At 58.5% G+C, this 21,546-nt stretch carries 21 protein-coding genes; 15 read left to right on the top strand and 6 right to left on the bottom strand.

From position 1 onward, the window contains the following. The first annotated feature begins 69 nt into the window (after window positions 1-69). On the top strand, window positions 70-888 hold the full coding sequence (locus QEZ52_RS18175; protein WP_406645889.1) for a sulfotransferase family protein: 819 nt from the start codon (window positions 70-72) through the stop codon (window positions 886-888). Window positions 889-992: 104 nt separating this feature from the next. On the opposite strand, the gene ilvD is transcribed toward QEZ52_RS18175, so the two are convergent. Continuing rightward, window positions 993-2,825, bottom strand: a complete 1,833-nt coding sequence (ilvD, locus tag QEZ52_RS18170; protein WP_406650557.1) for a dihydroxy-acid dehydratase — start codon at window positions 2,823-2,825, stop codon at window positions 993-995. Window positions 2,826-3,033: 208 nt separating this feature from the next. Between ilvD and QEZ52_RS18165 the strand changes: the two genes are divergently transcribed. The 5 genes from QEZ52_RS18165 (at window position 3,034) to QEZ52_RS18145 (ending at window position 7,133) form a co-directional block, all read left to right on the top strand. Next, the gene (locus QEZ52_RS18165; protein ID WP_406645888.1) at window positions 3,034-3,597 is read left to right on the top strand and encodes a helix-turn-helix domain-containing protein; all 564 of its coding nucleotides are present in this window, start codon (window positions 3,034-3,036) and stop codon (window positions 3,595-3,597) included. A 63-nt stretch (window positions 3,598-3,660) separates the two neighbouring features. Then, complete coding sequence (smpB, locus tag QEZ52_RS18160; RefSeq protein WP_406645887.1) at window positions 3,661-4,137, top strand: SsrA-binding protein; 477 nt, start codon at window positions 3,661-3,663, stop codon at window positions 4,135-4,137. A 223-nt stretch (window positions 4,138-4,360) separates the two neighbouring features. Beyond that, window positions 4,361-5,215: a 3-mercaptopyruvate sulfurtransferase gene (gene sseA, locus QEZ52_RS18155; RefSeq protein WP_406645886.1), complete on the top strand. Its 855-nt coding sequence runs from the start codon at window positions 4,361-4,363 to the stop codon at window positions 5,213-5,215. Beyond that, the gene (locus tag QEZ52_RS18150; RefSeq protein WP_406645885.1) at window positions 5,215-6,399 is read left to right on the top strand and encodes an aromatic amino acid transaminase; all 1,185 of its coding nucleotides are present in this window, start codon (window positions 5,215-5,217) and stop codon (window positions 6,397-6,399) included. Before sseA ends, QEZ52_RS18150 begins: the two co-directional genes overlap by 1 nt. A 113-nt stretch (window positions 6,400-6,512) precedes the next feature. Continuing rightward, window positions 6,513-7,133 carry an MliC family protein gene (locus tag QEZ52_RS18145; RefSeq protein ID WP_406645884.1) on the top strand — a complete coding sequence of 207 codons (621 nt, stop codon included), beginning with the start codon at window positions 6,513-6,515 and terminating at the stop codon, window positions 7,131-7,133. Between the two features lie 85 nt (window positions 7,134-7,218). Here the strand turns inward: QEZ52_RS18145 and QEZ52_RS18140 are convergent, their stop codons facing one another. Both QEZ52_RS18140 and QEZ52_RS18135 read right to left on the bottom strand, forming a co-directional pair. After that, on the bottom strand, window positions 7,219-8,556 hold the full coding sequence (locus QEZ52_RS18140) for an ammonium transporter (protein WP_406645883.1): 1,338 nt from the start codon (window positions 8,554-8,556) through the stop codon (window positions 7,219-7,221). A 56-nt stretch (window positions 8,557-8,612) separates the two neighbouring features. Beyond that, window positions 8,613-8,951 (bottom strand): P-II family nitrogen regulator, encoded by a 339-nt coding sequence (locus QEZ52_RS18135; RefSeq protein ID WP_406645882.1) that lies wholly within the window; start codon window positions 8,949-8,951, stop codon window positions 8,613-8,615. A 268-nt stretch (window positions 8,952-9,219) separates the two neighbouring features. Here QEZ52_RS18135 and QEZ52_RS18130 point away from each other — a divergent pair, with 268 nt between their 5' ends. Beyond that, the gene (locus QEZ52_RS18130) at window positions 9,220-11,511 is read left to right on the top strand and encodes a transglycosylase domain-containing protein (RefSeq protein ID WP_406645881.1); all 2,292 of its coding nucleotides are present in this window, start codon (window positions 9,220-9,222) and stop codon (window positions 11,509-11,511) included. Window positions 11,512-11,642: 131 nt separating this feature from the next. On the opposite strand, the gene QEZ52_RS18125 is transcribed toward QEZ52_RS18130, so the two are convergent. Together QEZ52_RS18125 and QEZ52_RS18120 are read right to left on the bottom strand one after the other, a co-directional pair. After that, window positions 11,643-12,230: a phospholipid-binding protein MlaC gene (locus tag QEZ52_RS18125; RefSeq protein ID WP_406645880.1), complete on the bottom strand. Its 588-nt coding sequence runs from the start codon at window positions 12,228-12,230 to the stop codon at window positions 11,643-11,645. Window positions 12,231-12,233: 3 nt separating this feature from the next. Further along, window positions 12,234-12,995 (bottom strand): VacJ family lipoprotein, encoded by a 762-nt coding sequence (locus QEZ52_RS18120; protein ID WP_406645879.1) that lies wholly within the window; start codon window positions 12,993-12,995, stop codon window positions 12,234-12,236. Between the two features lie 192 nt (window positions 12,996-13,187). Between QEZ52_RS18120 and QEZ52_RS18115 the strand changes: the two genes are divergently transcribed. The 6 genes from QEZ52_RS18115 (at window position 13,188) to QEZ52_RS18090 (ending at window position 19,042) form a co-directional block, all read left to right on the top strand. Beyond that, window positions 13,188-14,921, top strand: coding sequence for a type I secretion system permease/ATPase (locus QEZ52_RS18115; RefSeq protein ID WP_406645878.1), 1,734 nt, complete (start codon window positions 13,188-13,190; stop codon window positions 14,919-14,921). Continuing rightward, window positions 14,918-16,222: an HlyD family type I secretion periplasmic adaptor subunit gene (locus tag QEZ52_RS18110; protein ID WP_406645877.1), complete on the top strand. Its 1,305-nt coding sequence runs from the start codon at window positions 14,918-14,920 to the stop codon at window positions 16,220-16,222. Before QEZ52_RS18115 ends, QEZ52_RS18110 begins: the two co-directional genes overlap by 4 nt. A gap of 68 nt (window positions 16,223-16,290) precedes the next feature. Then, window positions 16,291-16,749 (top strand): RidA family protein, encoded by a 459-nt coding sequence (locus QEZ52_RS18105; RefSeq protein ID WP_406645876.1) that lies wholly within the window; start codon window positions 16,291-16,293, stop codon window positions 16,747-16,749. Further along, a complete protein-coding gene (locus QEZ52_RS18100) occupies window positions 16,746-17,516 on the top strand; it encodes a glycerophosphodiester phosphodiesterase family protein (protein ID WP_406645875.1) in 771 nt (256 codons plus the stop codon). The genes QEZ52_RS18105 and QEZ52_RS18100 overlap by 4 nt, the downstream gene beginning before the upstream one ends. 48 nt (window positions 17,517-17,564) lie before the next feature. Beyond that, window positions 17,565-18,752 (top strand): GNAT family N-acetyltransferase, encoded by a 1,188-nt coding sequence (locus QEZ52_RS18095; RefSeq protein ID WP_406645874.1) that lies wholly within the window; start codon window positions 17,565-17,567, stop codon window positions 18,750-18,752. Next, complete coding sequence (locus QEZ52_RS18090; RefSeq protein ID WP_406645873.1) at window positions 18,749-19,042, top strand: 4a-hydroxytetrahydrobiopterin dehydratase; 294 nt, start codon at window positions 18,749-18,751, stop codon at window positions 19,040-19,042. The genes QEZ52_RS18095 and QEZ52_RS18090 overlap by 4 nt, the downstream gene beginning before the upstream one ends. Before the next feature lie 126 nt (window positions 19,043-19,168). Here QEZ52_RS18090 and QEZ52_RS18085 read toward each other — a convergent pair whose 3' ends face one another. Beyond that, the gene (locus QEZ52_RS18085; RefSeq protein ID WP_406645872.1) at window positions 19,169-19,654 is read right to left on the bottom strand and encodes a peroxiredoxin; all 486 of its coding nucleotides are present in this window, start codon (window positions 19,652-19,654) and stop codon (window positions 19,169-19,171) included. 95 nt (window positions 19,655-19,749) lie between these two features. Here QEZ52_RS18085 and QEZ52_RS18080 point away from each other — a divergent pair, with 95 nt between their 5' ends. Then, window positions 19,750-20,961 (top strand): NAD(P)/FAD-dependent oxidoreductase, encoded by a 1,212-nt coding sequence (locus QEZ52_RS18080; RefSeq protein WP_406650555.1) that lies wholly within the window; start codon window positions 19,750-19,752, stop codon window positions 20,959-20,961. Beyond that, window positions 20,958-21,518, top strand: a complete 561-nt coding sequence (rsmD, locus tag QEZ52_RS18075; RefSeq protein ID WP_406645871.1) for a 16S rRNA (guanine(966)-N(2))-methyltransferase RsmD — start codon at window positions 20,958-20,960, stop codon at window positions 21,516-21,518. Before QEZ52_RS18080 ends, rsmD begins: the two co-directional genes overlap by 4 nt. The last annotated feature ends 28 nt before the right edge of the window (window positions 21,519-21,546 follow it).

Raw genomic sequence — 21,546 nt, 5'->3', positions numbered from 1 at the left:
TTGTCAGACAAACAAGCAACCCAATTGACCCTACGTTATGGGGCAGGGGCATCAGAGGAGAGCACGCATATGGGATTTCCCGGGACCTGGATGACCGAAAGCGAAAGTGTTGTGTATCGGGTGGTGCCCAAATGTGCCTGTTCCACCATTGGTCAAATCCTGCATTATTCGGATCATGGTGTCTTTTTTGATGGCGATATTCATGATGCCAAGACCGGGCTTCACAAATGGGCGCTGGAAGGCAGCCAGGGGCCGATCACCCGCAACGTACAGGGGCACCGGTCCTATGCGTTCACCTGTGTGCGCAACCCCTATACCCGGATCCTGAGTTCGTTTTTCGACAAGATCTGTGGCATTCAACGCAACGGCAAACGGTACCGTGGCAATCTGGTGCCCAAGCTGATTTATGATTACGGGATCGAGGTTGGCGGCGACGACGGCAAGCAGGAGTTCGACCAGATCAAGAGCTTTCGCCGGTTTCTGTTGTTTGTTCGCGACAGCATTCGGTTTCGCCGGCCGATGGAGCCTGATATTCACTGGTCGGCCATGTCAGGGCATGTCTCGACCTTTATCTGGAACGGCGGAACCTATGACAAGATCATTTGGACCGAACAGTTCAATGAAGGCATGCAGGAGGTTCTGGATTCGATCGAAACCCAACATCCGGTCGATCTGGGAGATATTCCGCGGTTCAACGAAAGCGAGGGGCATGGGCCCAAGCGGTTGCACCCGGTCGAAGATTATTTCGACGATCTGTCAATGCATCTGGTTTATGAGATCTTCAAACGGGACTTTGAACTTTTCAAATATGATGTCGAGAATCCTGGCAACAAGATGCCGATAGGAGAAATCGATTTGAACGAAGTGCATGCAAAGCTCGGCGATTGATGCCGCGGTGCCAAAGTTTTGCTAAAACTTTGGCCAAAACTTTTCCCGAAAAGTTTTTGGCCCGGCGGCTCCGGCCCGCTGGAAAACGGGCCGGAGTGCGTGCGTCACACTTGGCGTACAGCGCCTTTGGCGGCGCTGGTGGCCAGTTTGGCATAGGCCTTTAGCGCGGTAGACACTTTGCGTTTGCGTGGTTCGGCAGGTACCCACCCTTTGGCGTCCTGTGCGCTCCGGCGGGTGGCCAGCGTTTCATCGTCAACGGCCAGGTGAATTGTCCGGTTCGGAATGTCGATTTCGATGACATCGCCCTGCTCGACGAGCCCGATTGTACCGCCTTCGGCCGCTTCGGGAGACACATGGCCAATCGACAGCCCCGATGTGCCACCTGAGAACCGTCCGTCGGTCAACAGGGCACAGGCTTTGCCCAGGCCTTTGGATTTCAGGTAGCTGGTTGGATACAGCATTTCCTGCATGCCGGGACCGCCGCGGGGGCCTTCATAGCGGATGACCACCACGGCGCCTTCCTTGACCTTGCCAGTGAGGATATCGCTGACAGCGGCGTCCTGACTTTCGCAGACATGCGCCGTGCCGGTAAATTTCAGAATGCTGTCATCCACGCCAGCCGTTTTCACGATGCACCCGTCCAAAGCGATATTGCCGAACAGTACCGCGAGGCCGCCGTCCTGGCTGAACGCGTGTTCCTTGGTTCGGATAATCCCGGTTTCGCGATCGGTGTCCAATTCCTTGAACCTGTTGGATTGGCTGAACGCCTGGGTGGTGCGCACGCCGCCGGGTGCTGCCTTGAACAGGCTTTCGGCTTCGGGGTTGTTGGCGACCTTGATGTCCCATTTGGCAATCGCTTCGGCCATCGAGCTGGTGTGAACCGTGGGCACATCTCCATGCAACAGGCCAGCGCGGGACAATTCGCCCAGGATCGAAAAGATGCCGCCCGCCCGGTGCACGTCTTCCATATGGACGTTGGCGGTATTGGGGGCGACCTTGCACAGGCAGGGGACCTGGCGGCTCAGTCGGTCCATGTCGGTCATGGTGAAATCAATTTCGCCTTCATGGGCGATGGCCAAAAGGTGCAGAACCGTATTGGTGGATCCGCCCATGGCGATGTCCAGGCTCATGGCGTTTTCAAAGGCTTCGAATGTCGCGATCTCGCGCGGCAGCAGGCCTTTTTCTTCGCCCACATAATGGCGTTTGGTGATCTCGACGATCTTGCGACCGGCTTCCAGGAACAGATGCTTGCGATCGGAATGCGTCGCCAGGGTCGAGCCATTGCCGGGCAGCGCCAGACCCAGCGCCTCGGCCAGGCAGTTCATCGAGTTTGCAGTGAACATGCCCGAGCACGACCCGCAGGTCGGGCAGGCGTTCTCTTCGATATGTTGCACCTGTTCGTCGGTATAGGTGTCGCTGGCTGCGGCCACCATGGCGTCGACCAGGTCGACTTTTTTCAGGTCCAGATCAGCCATGTCGATCTTGCCGGCTTCCATCGGGCCGCCGGAGACAAAGATTGCCGGGATGTTCAGGCGCATGGCAGCCATCAGCATTCCGGGCGTGATCTTGTCACAGTTCGAGATACAGACCATGGCGTCAGCGCAATGGGCGTTGACCATGTATTCGACTGAATCCGCGATCACTTCGCGCGACGGCAGGGAGTAGAGCATCCCGTCGTGGCCCATGGCAATACCGTCGTCAACGGCGATGGTGTTGAATTCCTTGGCGACACCGCCTGCGGCTTCGACCTCGCGGGCGACCATCTGGCCCAGATCCTTCAGGTGCACGTGGCCCGGAACGAATTGGGTGAACGAATTGACGATGGCGATGATCGGTTTGCCGAAGTCGTCATCCTTCATGCCGGTGGCCCGCCACAGGCCGCGCGCACCGGCCATGTTGCGGCCGTGGGTGGAGGTTCTTGATCGGTACATTGGCATTTCGCTGGTTCCCTTGTGGCCGCGACGGGCTGTTGTCGAGTCGATTGCGGCCGACATTAGGGCCGTTTCTGCTGGTTGTCAGGTCTGTCCTGTCCAAACGCAAGATCCGGGTTTCTCTCGGTCTGACCATGCGGTAGGGTTGCGGACGTTATAACGCACGCTACATCATGTGCGTTATAACGCACAAGATAATTCGCAGGGTACACGGATGGAAACGGACGAGATAACGCTCAATCTTCGGGATGTTCGCGCGGCGGCAGGTCTGAGCCTGTCCAAGGCGGCGGAGCAGACCGGCGTCAGCAAGGCCATGCTGGGCCAGATCGAGCGCGGCGAATCAAGCCCGACCATTTCGACGCTGTGGAAGATCGCCAAAGGGTTCCAACTGCCGCTCAGCGCATTGATAGGCACGGCAACCCCGGTGGACGGATCCCGCGCAGGTGTCTTTCAGACGGTGACTTTTCCGGGCAGTATCGAGGTCAAGATTGTCTTTCCCTTTGACCCACAGCTGGGGGCTGAAACCTTTCACGTGGCATTGCGTCCGGGGCAGAGTTACGAGTCGGACGCCCACGCCACTGGTGTGACAGAAGAGGTGTTTGTGCTTCAGGGGGCGGTCGATGTGTTGAAGAACGGGGAATGGGTGCCATTGCTGGCGGGGCAGGGTCTGAGGTTCGCTGCTGATCTGCCGCATGGATATCGCACGGGCGAGTCGGGGGCGGCTTTTTTGAACATGCATCACTATTCCCAGCAAACGACCCCCACAGGCGATGTCTGAGCGTCGGGAATTGCCCAGCGGGTGGCTTGCAAGGCGGCCATAACGCGCTTACATCTGCGCCCTATGGCCCAAACGAAATCTGATCCGAATTACAAAGTCATCGCGGAGAACCGCCGCGCACGTTACGATTACGCAATCGATGACGATATCGAGTGTGGGATCATACTCGAAGGGTCGGAAGTCAAATCCCTGCGCAAAGGCGGTTCGAACATCGCAGAAAGCTATGCTGCGGTGGAAGACGGTGAGCTGTGGCTGGTGAATTCCTATATCGCGCCTTACGAGCAGGCCAAGATGTTCAAACACGAAGAACGTCGTCGTCGTAAGCTGTTGGTTTCGCGCAAGGAATTATCGAATCTGTGGAATGCGACCCAGCGCAAGGGGATGACCCTGGTGCCATTGGTGATGTACTTCAATCACAAGGGGTTTGTGAAACTCAAGATCGGCATCGCCAAAGGCAAGAAGAACCACGACAAACGCGAAACCGAAGCCAAACGGGATTGGGGACGCCAAAAGCAGCGGTTGCTCAAGGACGCGCGTTAAGGCCGGGCAGACCGACGGTTGGTTGGGCGATCTCTTTGGGGGCGGCTGTGCGTTGGCACGAACCGCATATGGTACGAGCGGCCAGGGGGCTGGGCGGCGAGGGTGAAAGTGATCCTCATATCGGAGTGAACAGCCCGATCTGGCCCGATTTCGGCCCCTTTCCCTTGCGACTCTGGCCTGCCGGTAGTAGGCCTGTGAACGCGCATAGGAAGGGGACGCTCGCATGTTTGATGATCCGAAAACATTGGTATCCACAGATTGGCTGGCTGCTCACCTGAAGGACCCGGATCTTCGGCTTCTGGATGGATCATGGTATCTGCCCCAGGAGGGGCGAGACGGCAAAGCCGAGTATGACGCGGCCCATATCCCCGGTGCCCGTTTTTTCGATATCGACGACATCAGCGATCATCGGTCGGAATTGCCGCACATGGTCCCGCCGGTCGAAAAATTCATGTCCCGTTTGCGCGCGATGGGCGTCGGAGATGGCCATCAGGTGGTGATTTATGATGGGTCTGGAGTGCGTTCGGCGGCGCGTGTGTGGTGGCTGTTCCGCCTGATGGGGCAAACCAACGCCGCGGTGCTGGACGGTGGGTTGCCAAAGTGGCAGGCCGAAGGTCATCCGACCGAGGATATGCCGCCCATCGTCCGCGACCGCCACATGACGGTCCGGGTTCAGAACCATATGGTGCGGGACGTGACGCAGGTGTCGGCCGCAACCAAGCTGGGCGATCACGAAATCATTGATGCCCGATCGGCCGGGCGTTTTGCCGGGATTGATCCTGAACCGCGCGAAGGGCTGCGCGGCGGTCATATTCCCGGTTCCCGGAATGTGCCGTTTCAGAACGTGTTGAACGCTGATGGCACCATGAAGGATGCTGACGGTATCCGCGCGGCCTTTGATGCCGCTGGCGTGGATCTGTCCAAACCCGCGATTACCACCTGTGGATCGGGTGTCACCGCTGCCATTCTCAGCCTCGCCATGGAGCGCATCGGCAAGACCGATCATGCGTTGTATGACGGGTCCTGGTCCGAATGGGGTGCCTTCCCGACACTTCCCGTTGCAACCGGAGAGAACTGATGTTCGAAAATCTCAAATCCCAGCCTGCTGACAAGATCCTGATGCTGATGCAGGCATTCCGCGAAGACCCGCGTGAGAACAAGATCGACCTGGGAGTCGGTGTCTACAAGAATGCCGAAGGCGTCACCCCGGTGATGCGCGCCATCAAGGCGGCGGAGCACAAGCTGTGGGAAGAGCAAACGACCAAGGCCTATGTAGGGCTGGCTGGTGACCCGGCCTATTCGGATGCGATGATCAAACTGATTCTGGGCGATGCGGTCGAACGCGGCAATGTGGCCGCAGCTGCCACGCCCGGTGGTACCGGTGCTGTGCGTCAGGCGTTTGAGCTGATCAAGATGGCCAATCCCGGTGCGCGCGTGTTCGTGTCCGACCCGACCTGGCCCAACCATGTGTCGATCCTGAATTACCTGAACATCGAAACAGTCGTGTATCGGTATTTCGACCGGGAAACCCGGGGTGTGAATTTTGACGGTATGATCGAAGATCTAAAGACCGCGCAAAAGGGTGACGTGATCCTGTTGCACGGCTGCTGTCACAACCCGACCGGTGCCAATCTGAACGCGGTTCAGTGGCAGGAGGTGATCAACTTGTTGAACGAACGCGGTTTGATCCCGATGATCGACATCGCCTATCAGGGTTTTGGCGACGGTCTGGAAGAGGACGCGCTGGGCGTGCGTCTGGTCGCTGCGAATTGTCCCGAAACGCTGATCGCGGCCAGCTGCTCGAAGAACTTTGGCATCTATCGCGAACGGACGGGGCTGTTGATGGCTGTGGCCAATGACGCCGGTGGTCAGGCATTGAACCAACAGACGTTGGCGTTCCTGAATCGCCAGAACTATTCCTTCCCGCCGGATCACGGTGCCCGGCTGGTGACGATGATTCTGAACGACGAAGCCCTGCGGGCCGATTGGGCGGCCGAGCTCGAAGAGACCCGGCTGGGGATGCTGACACTGCGTCAGGGTCTGGCCGACGAACTGCAGCGCCTGACCGGATCGGACCGCTTCAGCTTTATTGCGCAGCACCGCGGCATGTTCTCGCTGCTTGGGACCACGCCGGATCTGGTCGAGAAGATGCGGGTAGACAACGGCATCTACATGGTCGGCGACAGCCGTCTGAATATTGCTGGTCTGAATGCCAAGACCGTGCCGATCCTGGCCCAGGCGATTGTCGATGCCGGCGTCTGAAGCCAGCCATCGCTGCTGAATAGAAACGCGCGCCATAACCGGCGCGCGTTTTCTTTTTGGGGATTGGAGCTATATCGCTCAGACAGTGGAGTTGGTTTGGAAAGGACGTTTGAATGGCGCGGATGATACCTTTGATTGCAGGCCTTGCATGGATTGGGGCTGGCATCGGCCCTGCCTGGGCGCAGGGGCCATCTTTTGACTGCTCCAAAGCAGACAGCACCGCGGAAGATGCCGTCTGTGCTTCTGAAACTCTCAGCGCTTTGGACCGGGAGCTGACGCGTGTGTACAGCCTGGCCGTCAAAGGCCCCAATATGACGGATGACAGGGTGCACGACCTGCGGGCGTTTCAACGCGGTTGGGTCAAGGGTCGCAACGACTGTTGGAAGTCCAGTTTGGGCGTCGAGCATTGTGTTTTGCAAGAGTACGTGCTGCGGATTGGTGAAATCCGAACGGAATTCGCAGATGCCCGCAGCGAAGACGGAGCTTCGACCGGTCCGTTTCCCTACGTCTGTGAGGGCATGGACGTGCCTGTGAGCGTTGTCTTTATCTCGGCTCCCGAAGCAATCGCCGGTTTGACTTGGCTGGGTGGCGGTGCCGTTCTGACCGGGACGCCTGCGGGGTCCGGCAGCAAGTATACCCATGCAAACACGACGTTCTGGGTCCAGGGGGATGACGCAACATTGACCCAGGCGGACGGGCAAGAGGTGACCTGTTCACGAGACGCGATGAATTGATCGCAGCAATCAGCCTGTCCCAACGGAAAACGCCCCCCGCAGTGCGAAGGGCGTCATAGTATGCTCGGCCTGGGCCGGGCAGATTTTAGCTGCGCGAGAACTCGGGATACGCTTCCATGCCCAGTTCGGCCATGTCCAATCCGTTGATCTCTTCTTCTTCGCTGACCCGGATACCCAGAGTAATCTTGAGCACGTACCACAGAGCCGACGATGTCACGATCACAAAGGCACCGACCACTGCGATCCCGTAAAGCTGGGTCATGACGCTGGCTTCGGGGTTGGACAGGACAACGGCGATCGTTCCCCAGATGCCGCACACCAGGTGCACAGGAATGGCACCGACAACATCGTCAATCTTCAGACGGTCCAGGAAGGGAACGGTAAAGACCACGATAACACCGCCAATGGCACCGATCAATGTGGCAAGGCCCAGACCGGGAGTCAGAGGTTCGGCGGTGATCGCCACCAAACCGGCCAATGCGCCATTCAGGATCATGGTCAAGTCCGGCTTCTTGAACAGCAGTTGGGTCAGGATCAGCGCGGCAACAGCCCCGCCGGCAGCGGCAGCATTGGTGTTCGAGAAGATGCGCGACACGTCAGCAACATCGCCAATGGAGCCCATGGCCAGTTGCGACCCGCCATTGAACCCGAACCAGCCCATCCACAGGATAAAGGTACCCAATGTGGCCAGCGCCAGATTTGAACCCGGGATCGGATGGGTGCGACCGTCTTTGTATTTGCCCAGACGCGGACCCAGAATGATGGCACCTGTCAGCGCGGCCCAGCCGCCTACCGAATGCACAACGGTTGATCCGGCAAAATCCAGGAACCCGGCCTGATCCAGAAAACCGCCGCCCCATTTCCACGACGCCTGCAGCGGGTAGATCACGGCTGTCAGAACAATGGTAAAGATCAGGAAGGGCCACAGTTTGATCCGTTCGGCCACAGTGCCCGACACGATCGACGCGGTGGCCGCACAGAACATCAGCTGAAAGAAAAAGTCCGACCCAGTCGAGGCATAAGAATAGTCATCCGCCTGATCGGCGGTGATCCCGACAGCTTCGAGCACGCCGGGTCCGAATACACCCGACAGAACGCCTTCGACCGACCAGGTGCCCAATGGGTACATCAGGTTGTATCCGATCAGCCAATAAAAGATCGCGGCCAGGGAAAACAGGGCCATGTTCTTGGTCAGCTGCATGGTCACATTCTTGGCCCGCACCAGCCCGGCTTCGAGCATGGCAAATCCGGCGGCCATGAAGAACACCAGAAAGCCGCCGACCAGAAACAGCAGCGAATTGAGAATGAAAACGGTGTCGGTCGATGGGTTTACGCCAGCCGTCGGGCCAGCTTCTTCGGCAAAGGCCAGCCCCGGCAGCAGCGCGACCGTTGCGACCGCACCCAGGGCGGGCATGAGTTTCATGTTGTCCATCTTGGTCTATCCTTGATTGTCTGTTGAGGCGCGCAGGTGCGGCAGTGTTACAGCGCGTCCTGATCGGTTTCGCCGGTGCGCACCCGCATGGCCTGGAGAACGTCCAGAACAAAGATCTTGCCATCGCCGATCTTGCCGGTACGGGCGCTTTTGGTGATTGCTTCGAGAACCTGATCGACCTGATCCGAGGCGACGACCAGCTCCAGCTTGATCTTGGGCACGAAATTCACCGCATATTCTGCACCGCGGTAGATTTCGGTATGTCCGGACTGTGATCCAAACCCTTTGATTTCGGTCACCATCAAGCCGCGAATGCCAATATCGGTCAGCGCGAGACGCACCTCTTCGAGCTTGAACGGTTTGATTGTTGCAATGATGAGTTTCACGTCATGTCCCCAGTTTTGGCCGAGTAAGTCAGGCGTCTTGCCATTCTTTTCGCACCTGCAGCAAAACGGCTGCGGTGCAGCAAGGGAACAATTCCGGTGCAAATCCGCGCTGGGTTTGCCGCATTTGCGCGCAAAAATGGCGGGAATCATCGGGTATGCCTAATTACTGGACGCAATAAGAAGGGAAAAACACTGGCAACCGCCCCTCAACAAAGCGGCCCGACCACTGTATTGTGTGGCAAACACAAAAACCGAGCAGCGTTCCAGCATGACAGATTCTCCACGGCGCAAACCTCCACTGGTGGCGGAACGGCGATACCCATCCGGGCAGTCAAAGCCCAAGGCAAAAGCCAAACCCAAGCCCAAATCGCGTCCCAAACCAGCGGCGCGCACGCGGTCTTCGCGCACCAAACGCACGGGGATAATGGCGCGGCTGAAATTCTGGGGCGGGAGCAAGCCGAAACGGTCAAACGCCAAACCCAGTTCCAAACCGGCCTCCTCACGCAGGACCAAGGGCGGCGGCAAGGGGCGGGGACCCGGCCGGATCCGGGGGGCGATCACCAGATTCTTTGGTTGGATCTTTGGGTTGATCTGGGGATTTGTCTGGCGCATGGGCATGGTGGTTGCCCTGCTGATCGCGATGGCTGTCGGTTATATCTATATCGGTTTGCCGGATGTGACCGCCCTGTTGGATGGCCGGGCGCGCGGGTCGGTGACCATGCTGGATCGCAACGGACAGGTTTTTGCCTGGCGCGGTGATCAATTCGGGGGGGTGGTCACGACACAAAGCGTGTCACCGCATCTGAAAAACGCGATTGTCGCCACCGAAGACAAACGGTTCTACAGCCACTTTGGCATTTCGCCGCGCGGTGTGGCCAGCGCCGTGCGCATCAACCTGCGTGAAGGCCGCGGGCCTTTGTCCGGCCACGGTGGATCGACCATCACACAGCAAACGGCCAAGCTGTTGTGTCTGGGGGAACCTTACAATCCCAAATCCGGGATGAGCGAACGGGAATACGAGGCGGACTGTCGGCGTGGCACGCTGTGGCGCAAGGTCAAGGAAGCCATCTTCTCGATGGCGATGGAGGTGAAATACACCAAGGACGAAATCCTGACCATTTATATGAACCGGGCATTTCTGGGGGCTGGGGCCCGTGGGTTCGAAGCCGCCAGCCAGCGGTATTTCGGCAAATCCGCCGCCGAGGTGAACCCGTCCGAAGCGGCGATGTTGGCCGGACTGCTGGTTGCGCCGACGCGCTATGCCCCGACCAACAACCTGACCCGCGCGCAGAACCGGGCCAATGTGATCGTCGATCTGATGGAAGAACAGGAGTATCTGACCGCAGCCCAGGCCAAGGCGGCCCAGGATTATCCGGCAGAGTTGAGCGAGGCGGCCTCGGCACGGGCCGGTGGGTATTTTGCGGATTGGGTGATGGATGTCATGCCCGATTTTCTGGGCACCAACACAACCGAAGACGTGATCATTCGGACCACGTTGGACCAACGGCTGCAAAAATCCGCCGAAGAGGCGTTGGCCTTTATCTTTCAGGAAAAGGTGCGCGAGGGATCCAAGGCGCAGGCCGCCATCGTGGTGATGAGCGCGGATGGAGCTGTGCGGGCGATGGTCGGTGGGCGCAAGGCGCAGGTCTCTGGCGTGTTCAATCGGGCAACGCAGGCCAAACGCCAGACCGGGTCGTCGTTTAAACCCTTTGTCTATGCGACGGCATTGGAATTGGGCTATTCGCCTTATGATCTGGTTCTGGATGCGCCCTATTGCATGAACATCCCCGGGTCCGGCGAATACTGCCCAAAGAACTATACCAAAAAATTTCAGGGTGAGGTGCCGTTGTGGCAGGCACTGCGGGATTCCCTGAACATTCCGGCGATCAAAGTGTCGGAATCGGTTGGGCGGGACAAGGTCCGGCGGGTGGCCAGCGAATTTGGCATTGATAATGATTTGGCGTTGGGTCCGGCCTTGGCGCTGGGGGCATCAGAAAGCACGCTGATCGAAATGACCGGTGCCTATGCCGGGATTCTGAACGGCGGGTCTTCGGTGACGCCCTATGGTCTGATCGAACTGCGGTTGCAGGGGGATCAGACGGCGTTGATGGGATCTCAGGGCGGCATCGGCGAACGCGTGATCCAGACACAGGCCGCGCAGGAACTGATGTGGATGATGGAAAAAGTCGTTTCCGAAGGCACCGGGGCCCGGGCCCAATTGCCGGGATGGCAGGTCGCGGGCAAGACAGGCACAACCCAGGCCGCGCGCGATGCCTGGTTCATCGGGTTCACTGCGGAATATGTGGCCGGCGTCTGGATGGGATATGATGACAACACGCCATTGACCGGTGTCACGGGCGGTGGGCTTCCAGCCGAAATCTGGAATGAGGTCATGACACGGGTTCATGAGGGGTTAACCCCGGTTCCACTGCCCTTGAAAGCGCCCAAACCTTTGCCACCCAAGTTTACACCAAAGCGTAGCCCATCGCGCAGCGGCGGGCAGAATGGGGGTATTGGCGGGGTTGTGGATCAGATCCTGAAAGATATCTTTGGCAACTGAGCCACCCTGGTGAGACCACATGTGCCAAGGCCGTATTGACGGGCTTGGTACATCACCGGCGCTGCCGAAAACAAAAACGGGAAGACACCCAAAGCGTCTTCCCGCAATCCTCAAAACACAAAAACCGCAGATTATCCGGCTTTTGACAGGTCCGAAATCATCTGATCAATATTGCCTTTTCGTTTGTCCAGCAGCGCGCCGACTTCGGTGCGTTCGGTCAACAGCAGGTTCACGCCTTCGATGAACATGTTAAAGAACAGGTTCTTGCCAGATCTGTCCGACACCAGGAATGTGACTTCAAAGGGAGATTCACCCTGGAGATAGGCAATGGTGCTGACTTCGTACCACTTCTTGACCTTCTTCACGCCTGTAACCTCCAGGCGGCCGCCAATGAATTCGCGAAACCGACGTCCATATTTTCGGGCGATATACCCTTGGAATGCTTTGGAGAACGCCCGTTTCTGGGAGCTGGAGGCCCGGCGGGCATCGACGCCCATGGCATAGGCCGAAATATAGGACGTGTCGCTGTACCGTTTGAAAATCCGCTCGAACTCGCGATACATGGCGGGTTCGGATTTTCCTGACGCGATCACCTTGTTGATGTCTTTTACCAGCGTATCAATCAGCGTGCGGGCACCAGCTTCGTTCAAAGCCCACAGTTTTTGTGGAACCGATGCAATGGTGGCCCCAAGGCCCATCAGGAAAGTGCGGCGGTACATGTCTCAGAATCCCTCTGTGTCCAGTTCGAACGGGTCGATCTCGTTTGCTTCATCCGTTTGTCCCAGCTCAAACCGGCGGTTCTGCATATAGAGCAGGCGCAGCTGGGAATAGCTATCGGCGCTTTCATACAGGATTGCGTCGATCGTATCCGAGTAATTTCCGCGATCCCCCATCCGTCGGACGATTTCCGCGTATACCGTGATGTTGTCGACGGGATTATGCGTGGCATAGCCCATCGGGTTGGTAAAGAGATCGACAACCAACCCAACCGCATCGCGCGAGGTCGAAGGACCATATAGGGGAATTTCCAGGTAGAAGCCTTCTCCGGCCCCCCAGACGTGCAATGTTTCGCCAAAATCGGTGTCTACTTCGGGGATCTCAAAATCGCTGGCCGGATCTGCCAACCCGGCAAACCCCACAGTGGTATTGATGAGAAAGCGGGAAACGGCGCTGCCCGCAGTTCTTAGATCCCCCTGCAGCAACGCGTTGACCATCTGACCGGGCATCGACAGGTTTTCAGTAAAATAGCTGAAGCTCGTGACCAAAGGTTCAGGGACAATTGACACATATCCTTTGGACGCGGGGCGAAACAGCGCCTTGTCCACACCAAGGTTGAATTCGTGCAGCGACCGATTGGTTTCTTCGTAAGGATCAAAAACCACACCCGAGGCTTTTTGCTCTGGTGTCGGTTTTGCACAGGCGGACAACAGACCGCACAGAAGTGTGGCGCAGATAAACAAAAATGGTCGCGGCGTCAGACTCATTGGTCTATTAGTCCAGTTGTTCAGGTGTTGTCAGCAGATCGGCAACATCTATAGGCATTGAGGGCTTTTCCCAGTGCGGAGGCCCTGACTTAATAAAGTTGTGGCAATTTGGAAACAGGCGATATTCGAGTCTCGGTTTACTAGCCATATTATGGTGAACTAGCTCAAACGCAGGATGGAAGAAATAGAATAATGGCAGGGCATCTGCAAAACAAAGGGCTGGAAGAATTACGTTCAGCACGGCGTCAAAGCCGCACTCTTTTTTGGATCGTGGGAGTATTCAGCTTTTTTGCTAATCTGCTGATGCTCACAGGTCCTATATATATGTTGCAAGTCTATGATCGGGTTCTGGGCAGCCGGTCCGAGGAAACTCTGGTCGCGTTGACGCTGCTTGTGGTGTTTCTTTATGGCACCATGGGGGTCCTGGACTATACACGCGGGCGCGTGATGGCGCGGGTTGGCGCACGGTTTCAGGCCACATTGGACAAACGTGTTTTTGATGCGATGATTCGTCGATCGTCCCAGGCACCTGATCCAACGGCCCAAACCGGGTTGGCCGATCTGGAATCGATTCAGCGCCTGATTTCCTCGCCGGTTCTGCTGGCCGGGTTCGACATTCCGTGGACACCGTTCTTTTTGGCCGGAATTGCGTTGTTTCACCCCTGGTTGGGAATGTTGGCGATCGCGGGCGGCGTGTTGCTGGTCATGATCACCTTTGTGAACCAGGCCCTGTCGCGTGGCCCCACCACCAAGGCAAATATTTCGTCCCACCATGCCAACCTGATGAGCGAAGAAATTCGCACAGAAGCGGAGCTGATCCAGGCCATGGGGATGCGCAGCGCGGCCTTTGAACGCTGGAAGCTGGCGCGGGATGCGTCGTTGGTGGAAACTGTGGCGGCGACGGATGTCGGTGGCTCGTTCACGTCATTGACCAAAACACTGCGGATGCTTTTGCAATCTGCGATGTTGGGGTTGGGTGCCTATCTGGTGCTGCTGAACGAAATCACACCTGGTGCAATGATCGCAGGGTCGATTCTGTTGGGACGGGCGTTGGCCCCGATCGAGTTGGCCATTGGTCAGTGGGCGATGGTACAGCGCGCGACCAAAGGTTGGAGTTCGCTGGGAGAGTTGCTGTCCAAGATGCCACCCGAAGATCCGCGAACCGATCTGCCCAAACCCAAGGCGAAACTCGATGTGCAGTCGCTGACCGTGGTGCCGCCCGGCGATACCCGAGCCCAGCTGCGCACCGTCAGTTTCCGGGTCGAACCCGGTCAGGCTGTTGGCGTGATCGGCCCGTCCGGGGCGGGAAAATCCACATTGGCCCGGGCATTGACCGGGGTGTGGCGACCGGCAGGCGGAAGCGTCCGTCTGGATGGGGCCGCATTGGATCAATATGCACCGGATGTTCTGGGGCGGCACATTGGGTATCTGCCACAGCGGGTTCAGCTGTTTGAGGGCACAATTGCCCAGAATATTGCCCGCCTGGCCCAACAACCGGACGCGCAAAAGGTCGTGGCCGCCGCCAAACTGGCCGCGGCCCATGACATGATCGTCAAACTGCCTGATGGGTATGACACCCGTGTCAGTGCCGGTGGCGGACGATTGAGCGGGGGACAGATGCAGCGCATCGCCCTGGCGCGGGCGTTGTACGACAGCCCGGTCATCGTGATTCTGGACGAACCCAATTCGAACCTCGACAACGAAGGGTCGCAGGCTTTGAACTCGGCGATCCGGGCCCTGAAGGAGGCGGGAAAATCGGTGCTGATCATGGCCCACAGACCCGCGGCCATTCAGGAGTGTGACACCCTATTGGTATTGGAGGGCGGCATGCGTTCGGCCTTTGGTCCCAAGGATCAGGTCATGCGTGAAATGGTCGCCAACCACAAGGAACTGAAGAAATCTGCTGCCATGGGAGGCGTACAATGAGCGAACAAAGCGCATGGTCCGCCAAGCGACCGATTATTATCGGGGTTCTGGCACTGATCACGCTGGTCGGGGGGTTCGGTTTCTGGGCCGTCCAGGCCACGATTGCCGGGGCCATTATTGCGCCAGGTCGGCTGGAAGTGGACCGAAACCGCCAGATCGTTCAACACCTGGACGGCGGCGTTGTCGCCGAAATCCTGGTCGAGGAAGGCGACACGGTAGAACTGGGGCAGCCGCTCATTCGGTTGGATTCCAATTTGCTGCAATCGCAAAAGCTGATCGTCGAAGGACAGCTGTTCGAACTGATGGCCCGGCGTGGTCGGCTCGAAGCCGAGCGGGATGGGAATGACTTTATCGCCTTTGACCTTGAACTGCTTGCGATTGCCGCCGAACGCGGCATGGTCGCAGAGCTGGTGGCGGGACAGGAACGTCTGTTTCAGGCGCGGGCGGATTCCACCGCGCGTGAAATCGAACAATTGGGCAAGAGACGGGGCCAGATCACCGATCAGATTATCGGGATCAAGGCCCAGCAGGCGTCACTTGTGGTGCAGTTGGAGTTGATCAACGAAGAACTGGAAAACCAGCAATCGCTGCTGGATCGCGGTCTGGCACAGGCGGCCACGGTTCTGAATTTGCGACGGACAGCGGCCAATCTGGATGGGTCATTGGGAGAGCTGACCGCGTCCGAGGCCCAGGCCGAAGGGCGGATAACAGAGATCGAGATTGAGATTCTGAAACTCGGCACGCGCCAGCGCGAAGATGCGATCACGCGCCTGCGCGATCTGCAATACCGCGAGCTGGAACTGGCAGAACAGCGTCGCAGCTTACAAGAGCGATTGGATCGTCTGGACATCACGGCCCCGGTGTCGGGGATCGTTTATGGGTTGCAGGTGCATACGCCGCGCTCTGTGATCCGTCCCGCTGATCCGGTTCTGTTTCTCGTGCCTCAGGATCGCCCGCTGGTGATCGCGTCACGCGTGGATCCGATCCATATCGACAAGATCTTTGTCGGGCAGACGGTCAGCCTGCGGTTTTCGGCGCTGGACCAGCGCGAGACACCCGAGTTGTTCGGTACCGTGACACAGGTTTCGGCCGATGCGTTCGAAGATCAGGCCAGTCAGGTGTCGTTTTATCGCGCTGAGATCGTGTTGAACGAAGGCGAGGTCAATCGCCTGCCCGAGGGAACAACGCTCATTCCGGGCATGCCGGTTGAAAGCTTTATCCGCACGGATGACCGGTCCCCGATCACTTATCTGGTCAAACCGCTCGCGGATTATTTCACCAAGGCATTCCGCGAGAGCTGATTTTTTGCTTTTCGCGGGGTGATGTCCCGGTTAGCGTCCGCGCCGAAACGCGAGATGGAGGATCTCTTATGGGCTTTGAAGCGAAACTGAAGGAACTGGGTGTCACATTGCCCGATGCGCCCGCACCTGCGGCCAATTATGTACCGTGGGTCAAGGTTGGGGATACCGTCTATGTCTCTGGTCAGATTTCCGCGGACGAAAACGGATTGATCACCGGCACGTTGGGCGCTGACATGGACGTCCAGACAGGTGCCGCCGCGGCCAAGCGCTGTGCCATTGCGTTGCTGGCCCAGGTCAAGGCCGCCTGTGATGGCGATCTGGATCGGCTGGTCAAGGTGGTCAAGCTGGGTGGTTTCGTCAACTCGACGGCCGATTTCACCCAACAGCCAATGGTGATCAACGGGGCGTCCGATTTTCTGGTCGAAGCTCTTGGGGACGCGGGCCGTCACGCGCGGTCGGCGGTCAGTTCTCCGTCACTGCCGTTGGGCGTGGCTGTTGAAATCGACGGTGTGTTCCAGGTCAAATGACCCAGGTTCTCCCTGCGTCTTTTCTGGCGGCTCCGATCGCGCATCGCGCCTTTCATGATGTGGCGCAGGGGCGACCTGAAAACAGTCGCGCGGCCATCCGCGCGGCGATCGCGGCTGGCTATGGAATCGAGATTGATTTGCAGCTGACTGCAGACAACCAGGCCATGGTCTTTCATGACTATGGTCTGGGGCGTCTGACAGGTGCTGATGGGGTGATCCGCCAACATACGGCTGAACAGGCCGCGCGCATTGCCCTTTCTGGCGGTGACGGCGAAGGCATTCCCAGCTTTGACGAAGTGCTGGAGCTGGTTTCTGGTCAGGTACCCCTGCTGGTCGAGCTTAAGGATCAGGATGGGGCCATGGGGTCCGATGTGGGCCCGCTGGAGGCCGCTACAGCCGCCGCGCTGCGCGGCTATGACGGGGATGTGGCCGTCATGTCATTCAACCCGCACAGCGTCGCATGTATGGCCGAACTGCTGCCGGATGTGCCACGCGGCATCGTCACCAGCGCCTATATCCCCGGCGATTGGCCGCTGTCACCCGAGGTCTGTGATCATCTGCGTCAGATCCCGGATTTCGACCGGGTCGGGGCCTGTTTTATCAGTCACGAGGTCGAGGATCTGGACCGCGAACGGGTTCAAACCTTGCGCGGGGCCGGTGTGCCGATTCTGTGCTGGACAGTCAAATCCTCTGCGGCCGAAGCCACAGCGCGCCAACGGGCCGACAATATCACATTTGAGGGCTATGTGCCCCAACAGCACCCTTGATCCCGACCGCATTGGTCCCAGATACTCTTGGAACACATAGGGGCGGACATGGATCAGGCGCAGATCGAAATTCAGATACTGGGATCGCTGGATCAGATCCCGGCCGATGAATGGGATGCCTGCGCCTGTCCCGAAACCGTCGATGGCGGGCGTCCGTTTGATCCGTTCACAACCCATCGTTTTCTGAGCGCGTTGGAAAACAGCGGATCCGTGGGACGTGGCACCGGTTGGCAACCACAATACCTGACGGCCTATCTGGACGGGATGCTGATCGCCTGCGCGCCCATGTACGCCAAAAGCCACAGCCAGGGGGAATATATTTTTGATCATTCCTGGGCCCATGCCTATGAGCGGGCCGGGGGGCGATATTATCCCAAGCTGCAAATTGCCGTGCCCTTTACCCCGGCGACAGGGCGGCGGTTCCTGGTGCGTCCGGGGTACGAAGGTATTGGCCAGTCGGCTCTGGTTCAGGGTGCGGTCCAACTGGCTGCTGATAACCGTATCTCCTCGCTGCACATCACGTTTTGCACTCCCAAGGAGGCCGAGATCGGCCAGCAGATGGGGTTGATGGATCGGATCAGCCAACAGTTTCACTGGCTAAACGACGGCTATGATCACTTTGACGATTTCCTGGCCAGCCTGTCGTCGCGCAAACGCAAGAACATCCGCAAGGAACGGGCCCAGGCACAGGGGTTTGGTGGTGAAATCCAGGTGCTGAGCGGGGCTGATCTGCGCCCTGAACATTGGGATGCTTTCTGGGTGTTCTATCAGGACACGGGCGCACGCAAATGGGGCTCGCCCTATCTGAGTCGGGATTTCTTTGATCTGGCTCAGGAGACGATGGCGGACGATATGGCGCTGGTACTGGCGCGCCGCAACGGAGAATACGTGGCGGGGGCGTTGAATTTCATCGGACGCGAGACGCTGTTTGGCCGATATTGGGGGTGCATTGAACATCATCCCTTCCTGCACTTTGAATTGTGCTATTATCAGGCCATAGATTTGGCGATCCGATTGGGGTTGGGCCGTGTTGAGGCGGGTGCGCAAGGTGAACACAAGCTGGCGCGCGGGTACCTGCCGACCCAGACACACAGCCTGCACTGGGTCGGGGACGCCGGATTTGCCGATGCCATCGCTGAATACCTGCGTGCGGAATCCGCCGCGGTCAGCGAAGAGATCGAAATCCTGACCGACTATGGTCCGTTCAGAAAAGCGCAAGTGGAGGAACAGGAATGACCGAACGGCTAAGCGAAGAAACCCGTGGCCCCCTGTTGGGTCCACTTTTTGACAGTGGCTGGGCCATGGTTGATGGGCGGGACGCGCTCTGGAAACAGTTCAAGTTCAAGAGTTTTGTAGATGCATTCGCCTGGATGACCAAAGTGGCGATCTGGGCCGAGAAATGGGACCACCACCCAGAATGGAGCAATGTCTACAATCGGGTCGATGTGGTTTTGACCACCCATGACGTAAACGGGCTGAGCGCCCTGGACGCCAAGCTGGCCCGCAAGATGGACAGCCTGCGATAGGATCGTGTGCCTTGACCGCGAACCAGGGCGTCCCGCGCGTGGGGGAACCCCGCGCGCGGCCCGGCCCAACGGGTTTCGGTGTCCCGTCAGGGTCATCGAAAACGGGCGGGAGTACCCCGGTCCCGGTTACATCGCGTCCAACAGGCCTTCTCCGGCGGTCAGGTCACATACACCGGGGCCTTTCTCCATGTTCAGCACCGTCACGACACCGTCCTCGACCAGCATCGCAAACCGCTGAGACCGCCCGATCAATCCGGCAGGCGGTGCGTCGAATCGCATACCCAGTGCTTCGGTAAAACTGCTGCCGGCGTCCGCCAACATGGTGATTCCGGCGGCTGTCGCGCCTGTGACCTCTCCCCAGGTTGCCATGACGAAGGGGTCATTGACCGACACACAGATGATCTCGTCCACACCCTTTGCGGTAAATTGATCCTTGGTTCTGATGAAACTGGGTACATGTGCCGAATGACAGGTGGGGGTAAATGCACCTGGGACCGCGAAAATCGCCACCTTTCTACCGCTGGTCTTTTCCGAAATCCGCACCGTCTCGGGGCCTGAGCTGCCCATTACGGTCAATTCGGCATCCGGAAGGGAGTTTCCCACAGAAATCATCGCATGTCGTCCTTCTAACAATTGCGTTTTGGTACAAGCCGCATATAGGGTCCGGCGAAACCGTGACCACATTTTTGTTGGGAGGCAAGAAGGACATGAGCCACATCGTCGTGATCGGAGCCGGGCAGGCAGGATCTTCTTTGGTCGCCAAGCTGCGCAAAGACGGATTTGACGGAGACATTACCCTGATTGGTGCCGAACAGGCGCTGCCCTATCAGCGACCACCGTTGTCCAAGGCGTATCTGCTGGGCGAAATGGAGGTCGAGCGTCTCTATCTCCGTCCGCAAAGCTTTTATGACGACAACAACATCACTCTGAAGCTGGGTCAGCCGGTAACCGCAATTGACGCCGCTGCCAAAACCGTGAGCGTCGGGGACCAAGTGATCAACTATGATCAGCTGGCTCTGACCACCGGGTCGGATCCGCGCCATCTGCCGGCAGCCATCGGTGGCGATCTGAACGGCGTTCATGTGGTGCGCGGGTTGGGGGATGTCGATGCCATGGCCCCGGCCGTGACCGAAGGGGCCCGGGCGCTGATCGTCGGTGGCGGCTATATCGGTCTGGAAGCGGCCGCCGTGTGTGCCAAACGTGGCGTGCAGGTGACGTTGGTGGAAATGGCTGACCGCATTCTGCAGCGGGTGGCCGCGCCTGAAACCTCGGATTACTTTCGTGCGCTGCACAGCGACCGCGGTGTGACCATCCGCGAAGGCGTGGGGCTGGGCCATCTGGTTGGCACAGATGGCAAAGTCACGGGTGCCGTTCTGAGCGACGGGTCTGAGCTGGATGTGGATTTTGTCATTGCTGGTGTCGGTATTATGCCGGCCACACAGCTGGCAGAACTGGCTGGCGTCACGCTGGAAAACGGCATTCAGACGGATTCTCGGGGGCGGACCTCGGATGCGTCGATCTGGGCAGCTGGCGATTGTGCTTCTTTCCCATATCAGGGCGGTCGGATCCGTCTGGAGAGCGTGCCCAACGCCATCGACCAGGCTGAAATCGTGGCCGCCAACATGCTGGGTGCTGACAAGGACTATGTTGCAACTCCCTGGTTCTGGTCGGATCAGTATGACGTCAAACTGCAGATCGCGGGGCTGAACACCGGCTATGACAATGTGATCACCCGTCAAGGCGAAGGTCAGACGGTTTCGTTCTGGTATTACACCGGGGACAAGCTGGTCGCCGTGGATGCGATGAACGATCCGCGCGCCTATATGGTGGCCAAACGTCTGATCGACACTGGTAAAACCGCAGACAAGACCGTGGTCGCAGACCCTTCGGCTGACCTAAAGCCGCTCCTGCGCGCGTGAGGATCATTGCCGGTCAGTTCCGCGGCCGCGCGTTGGCCTCGGTGGGCAAGGGGGATGCAGGTGCACATCTGCGTCCCACCACCGACCGGGTCCGCGAAAGCCTGTTCAACGTGCTGATGCACACGGGGGCCATTCCCGGTGCCCGGGTTCTGGATCTGTTTGCCGGAACCGGGGCGCTTGGACTCGAAGCGTTGTCGCGGGGGGCAGAATCAGTCACTTTTGTCGATGATGGGCGGGCTGCAACCGGATTGATCCGCAAGAATATCGACGTCTGTCGCGCTGGTGATCAGACAGAGTTGGCCCGCAGGGATGCCACCCGGCTGGGGCCGAATCCGGATGCGCCCTATGATCTGGTCTTCCTTGATCCCCCCTATGGCAAAGGGATGGGGCAAAAAGCCCTGCAAGCGGCAATGACAGGGGGCTGGATCGGCGATGACGCGTTGGTGGTATGGGAGGAAAACGCACCGATGGTTGCCCCTCCAGGGTTCGAACCGCATGACAGCCGTAAATATGGCGATACCCATATCACGCTGATGTGGCGCACTATTTCGGATTGAAACGTGGCGCGCGGCAGGCCGCCGATCC

It is taken from the genome of Aliisedimentitalea scapharcae, assembly GCF_045277565.1.
In the GTDB taxonomy this organism is placed as follows: Bacteria; Pseudomonadota; Alphaproteobacteria; order Rhodobacterales; family Rhodobacteraceae; genus Aliisedimentitalea; species Aliisedimentitalea scapharcae.
The sequence above is the reverse complement of the archived record's forward strand: the minus strand, read 5'-3'. Positions and strand labels throughout refer to the sequence as shown.

What these genes read in the sequence shown, in the direction of transcription:
- QEZ52_RS18145 (WP_406645884.1), top strand. Translation starts at nt 6,513, where the DNA reads ATGGCGCGGATGATACCTTTGATTGCAGGCCTTGCATGGATTGGGGCT.
- ilvD (WP_406650557.1), bottom strand. Translation starts at nt 2,825, where the DNA reads ATGCCAATGTACCGATCAAGAACCTCCACCCACGGCCGCAACATGGCC.
- QEZ52_RS18150 (WP_406645885.1), top strand. Translation starts at nt 5,215, where the DNA reads ATGTTCGAAAATCTCAAATCCCAGCCTGCTGACAAGATCCTGATGCTG.
- QEZ52_RS18085 (WP_406645872.1), bottom strand. Translation starts at nt 19,654, where the DNA reads ATGATTTCTGTGGGAAACTCCCTTCCGGATGCCGAATTGACCGTAATG.
- QEZ52_RS18080 (WP_406650555.1), top strand. Translation starts at nt 19,750, where the DNA reads ATGAGCCACATCGTCGTGATCGGAGCCGGGCAGGCAGGATCTTCTTTG.
- QEZ52_RS18105 (WP_406645876.1), top strand. Translation starts at nt 16,291, where the DNA reads ATGGGCTTTGAAGCGAAACTGAAGGAACTGGGTGTCACATTGCCCGAT.
- QEZ52_RS18125 (WP_406645880.1), bottom strand. Translation starts at nt 12,230, where the DNA reads ATGTACCGCCGCACTTTCCTGATGGGCCTTGGGGCCACCATTGCATCG.
- QEZ52_RS18110 (WP_406645877.1), top strand. Translation starts at nt 14,918, where the DNA reads ATGAGCGAACAAAGCGCATGGTCCGCCAAGCGACCGATTATTATCGGG.
- QEZ52_RS18120 (WP_406645879.1), bottom strand. Translation starts at nt 12,995, where the DNA reads ATGAGTCTGACGCCGCGACCATTTTTGTTTATCTGCGCCACACTTCTG.
- QEZ52_RS18090 (WP_406645873.1), top strand. Translation starts at nt 18,749, where the DNA reads ATGACCGAACGGCTAAGCGAAGAAACCCGTGGCCCCCTGTTGGGTCCA.
- sseA (WP_406645886.1), top strand. Translation starts at nt 4,361, where the DNA reads ATGTTTGATGATCCGAAAACATTGGTATCCACAGATTGGCTGGCTGCT.
- QEZ52_RS18115 (WP_406645878.1), top strand. Translation starts at nt 13,188, where the DNA reads ATGGCAGGGCATCTGCAAAACAAAGGGCTGGAAGAATTACGTTCAGCA.
- QEZ52_RS18165 (WP_406645888.1), top strand. Translation starts at nt 3,034, where the DNA reads ATGGAAACGGACGAGATAACGCTCAATCTTCGGGATGTTCGCGCGGCG.
- QEZ52_RS18095 (WP_406645874.1), top strand. Translation starts at nt 17,565, where the DNA reads ATGGATCAGGCGCAGATCGAAATTCAGATACTGGGATCGCTGGATCAG.
- QEZ52_RS18100 (WP_406645875.1), top strand. Translation starts at nt 16,746, where the DNA reads ATGACCCAGGTTCTCCCTGCGTCTTTTCTGGCGGCTCCGATCGCGCAT.
- QEZ52_RS18130 (WP_406645881.1), top strand. Translation starts at nt 9,220, where the DNA reads ATGACAGATTCTCCACGGCGCAAACCTCCACTGGTGGCGGAACGGCGA.
- QEZ52_RS18140 (WP_406645883.1), bottom strand. Translation starts at nt 8,556, where the DNA reads ATGAAACTCATGCCCGCCCTGGGTGCGGTCGCAACGGTCGCGCTGCTG.
- smpB (WP_406645887.1), top strand. Translation starts at nt 3,661, where the DNA reads ATGGCCCAAACGAAATCTGATCCGAATTACAAAGTCATCGCGGAGAAC.
- QEZ52_RS18175 (WP_406645889.1), top strand. Translation starts at nt 70, where the DNA reads ATGGGATTTCCCGGGACCTGGATGACCGAAAGCGAAAGTGTTGTGTAT.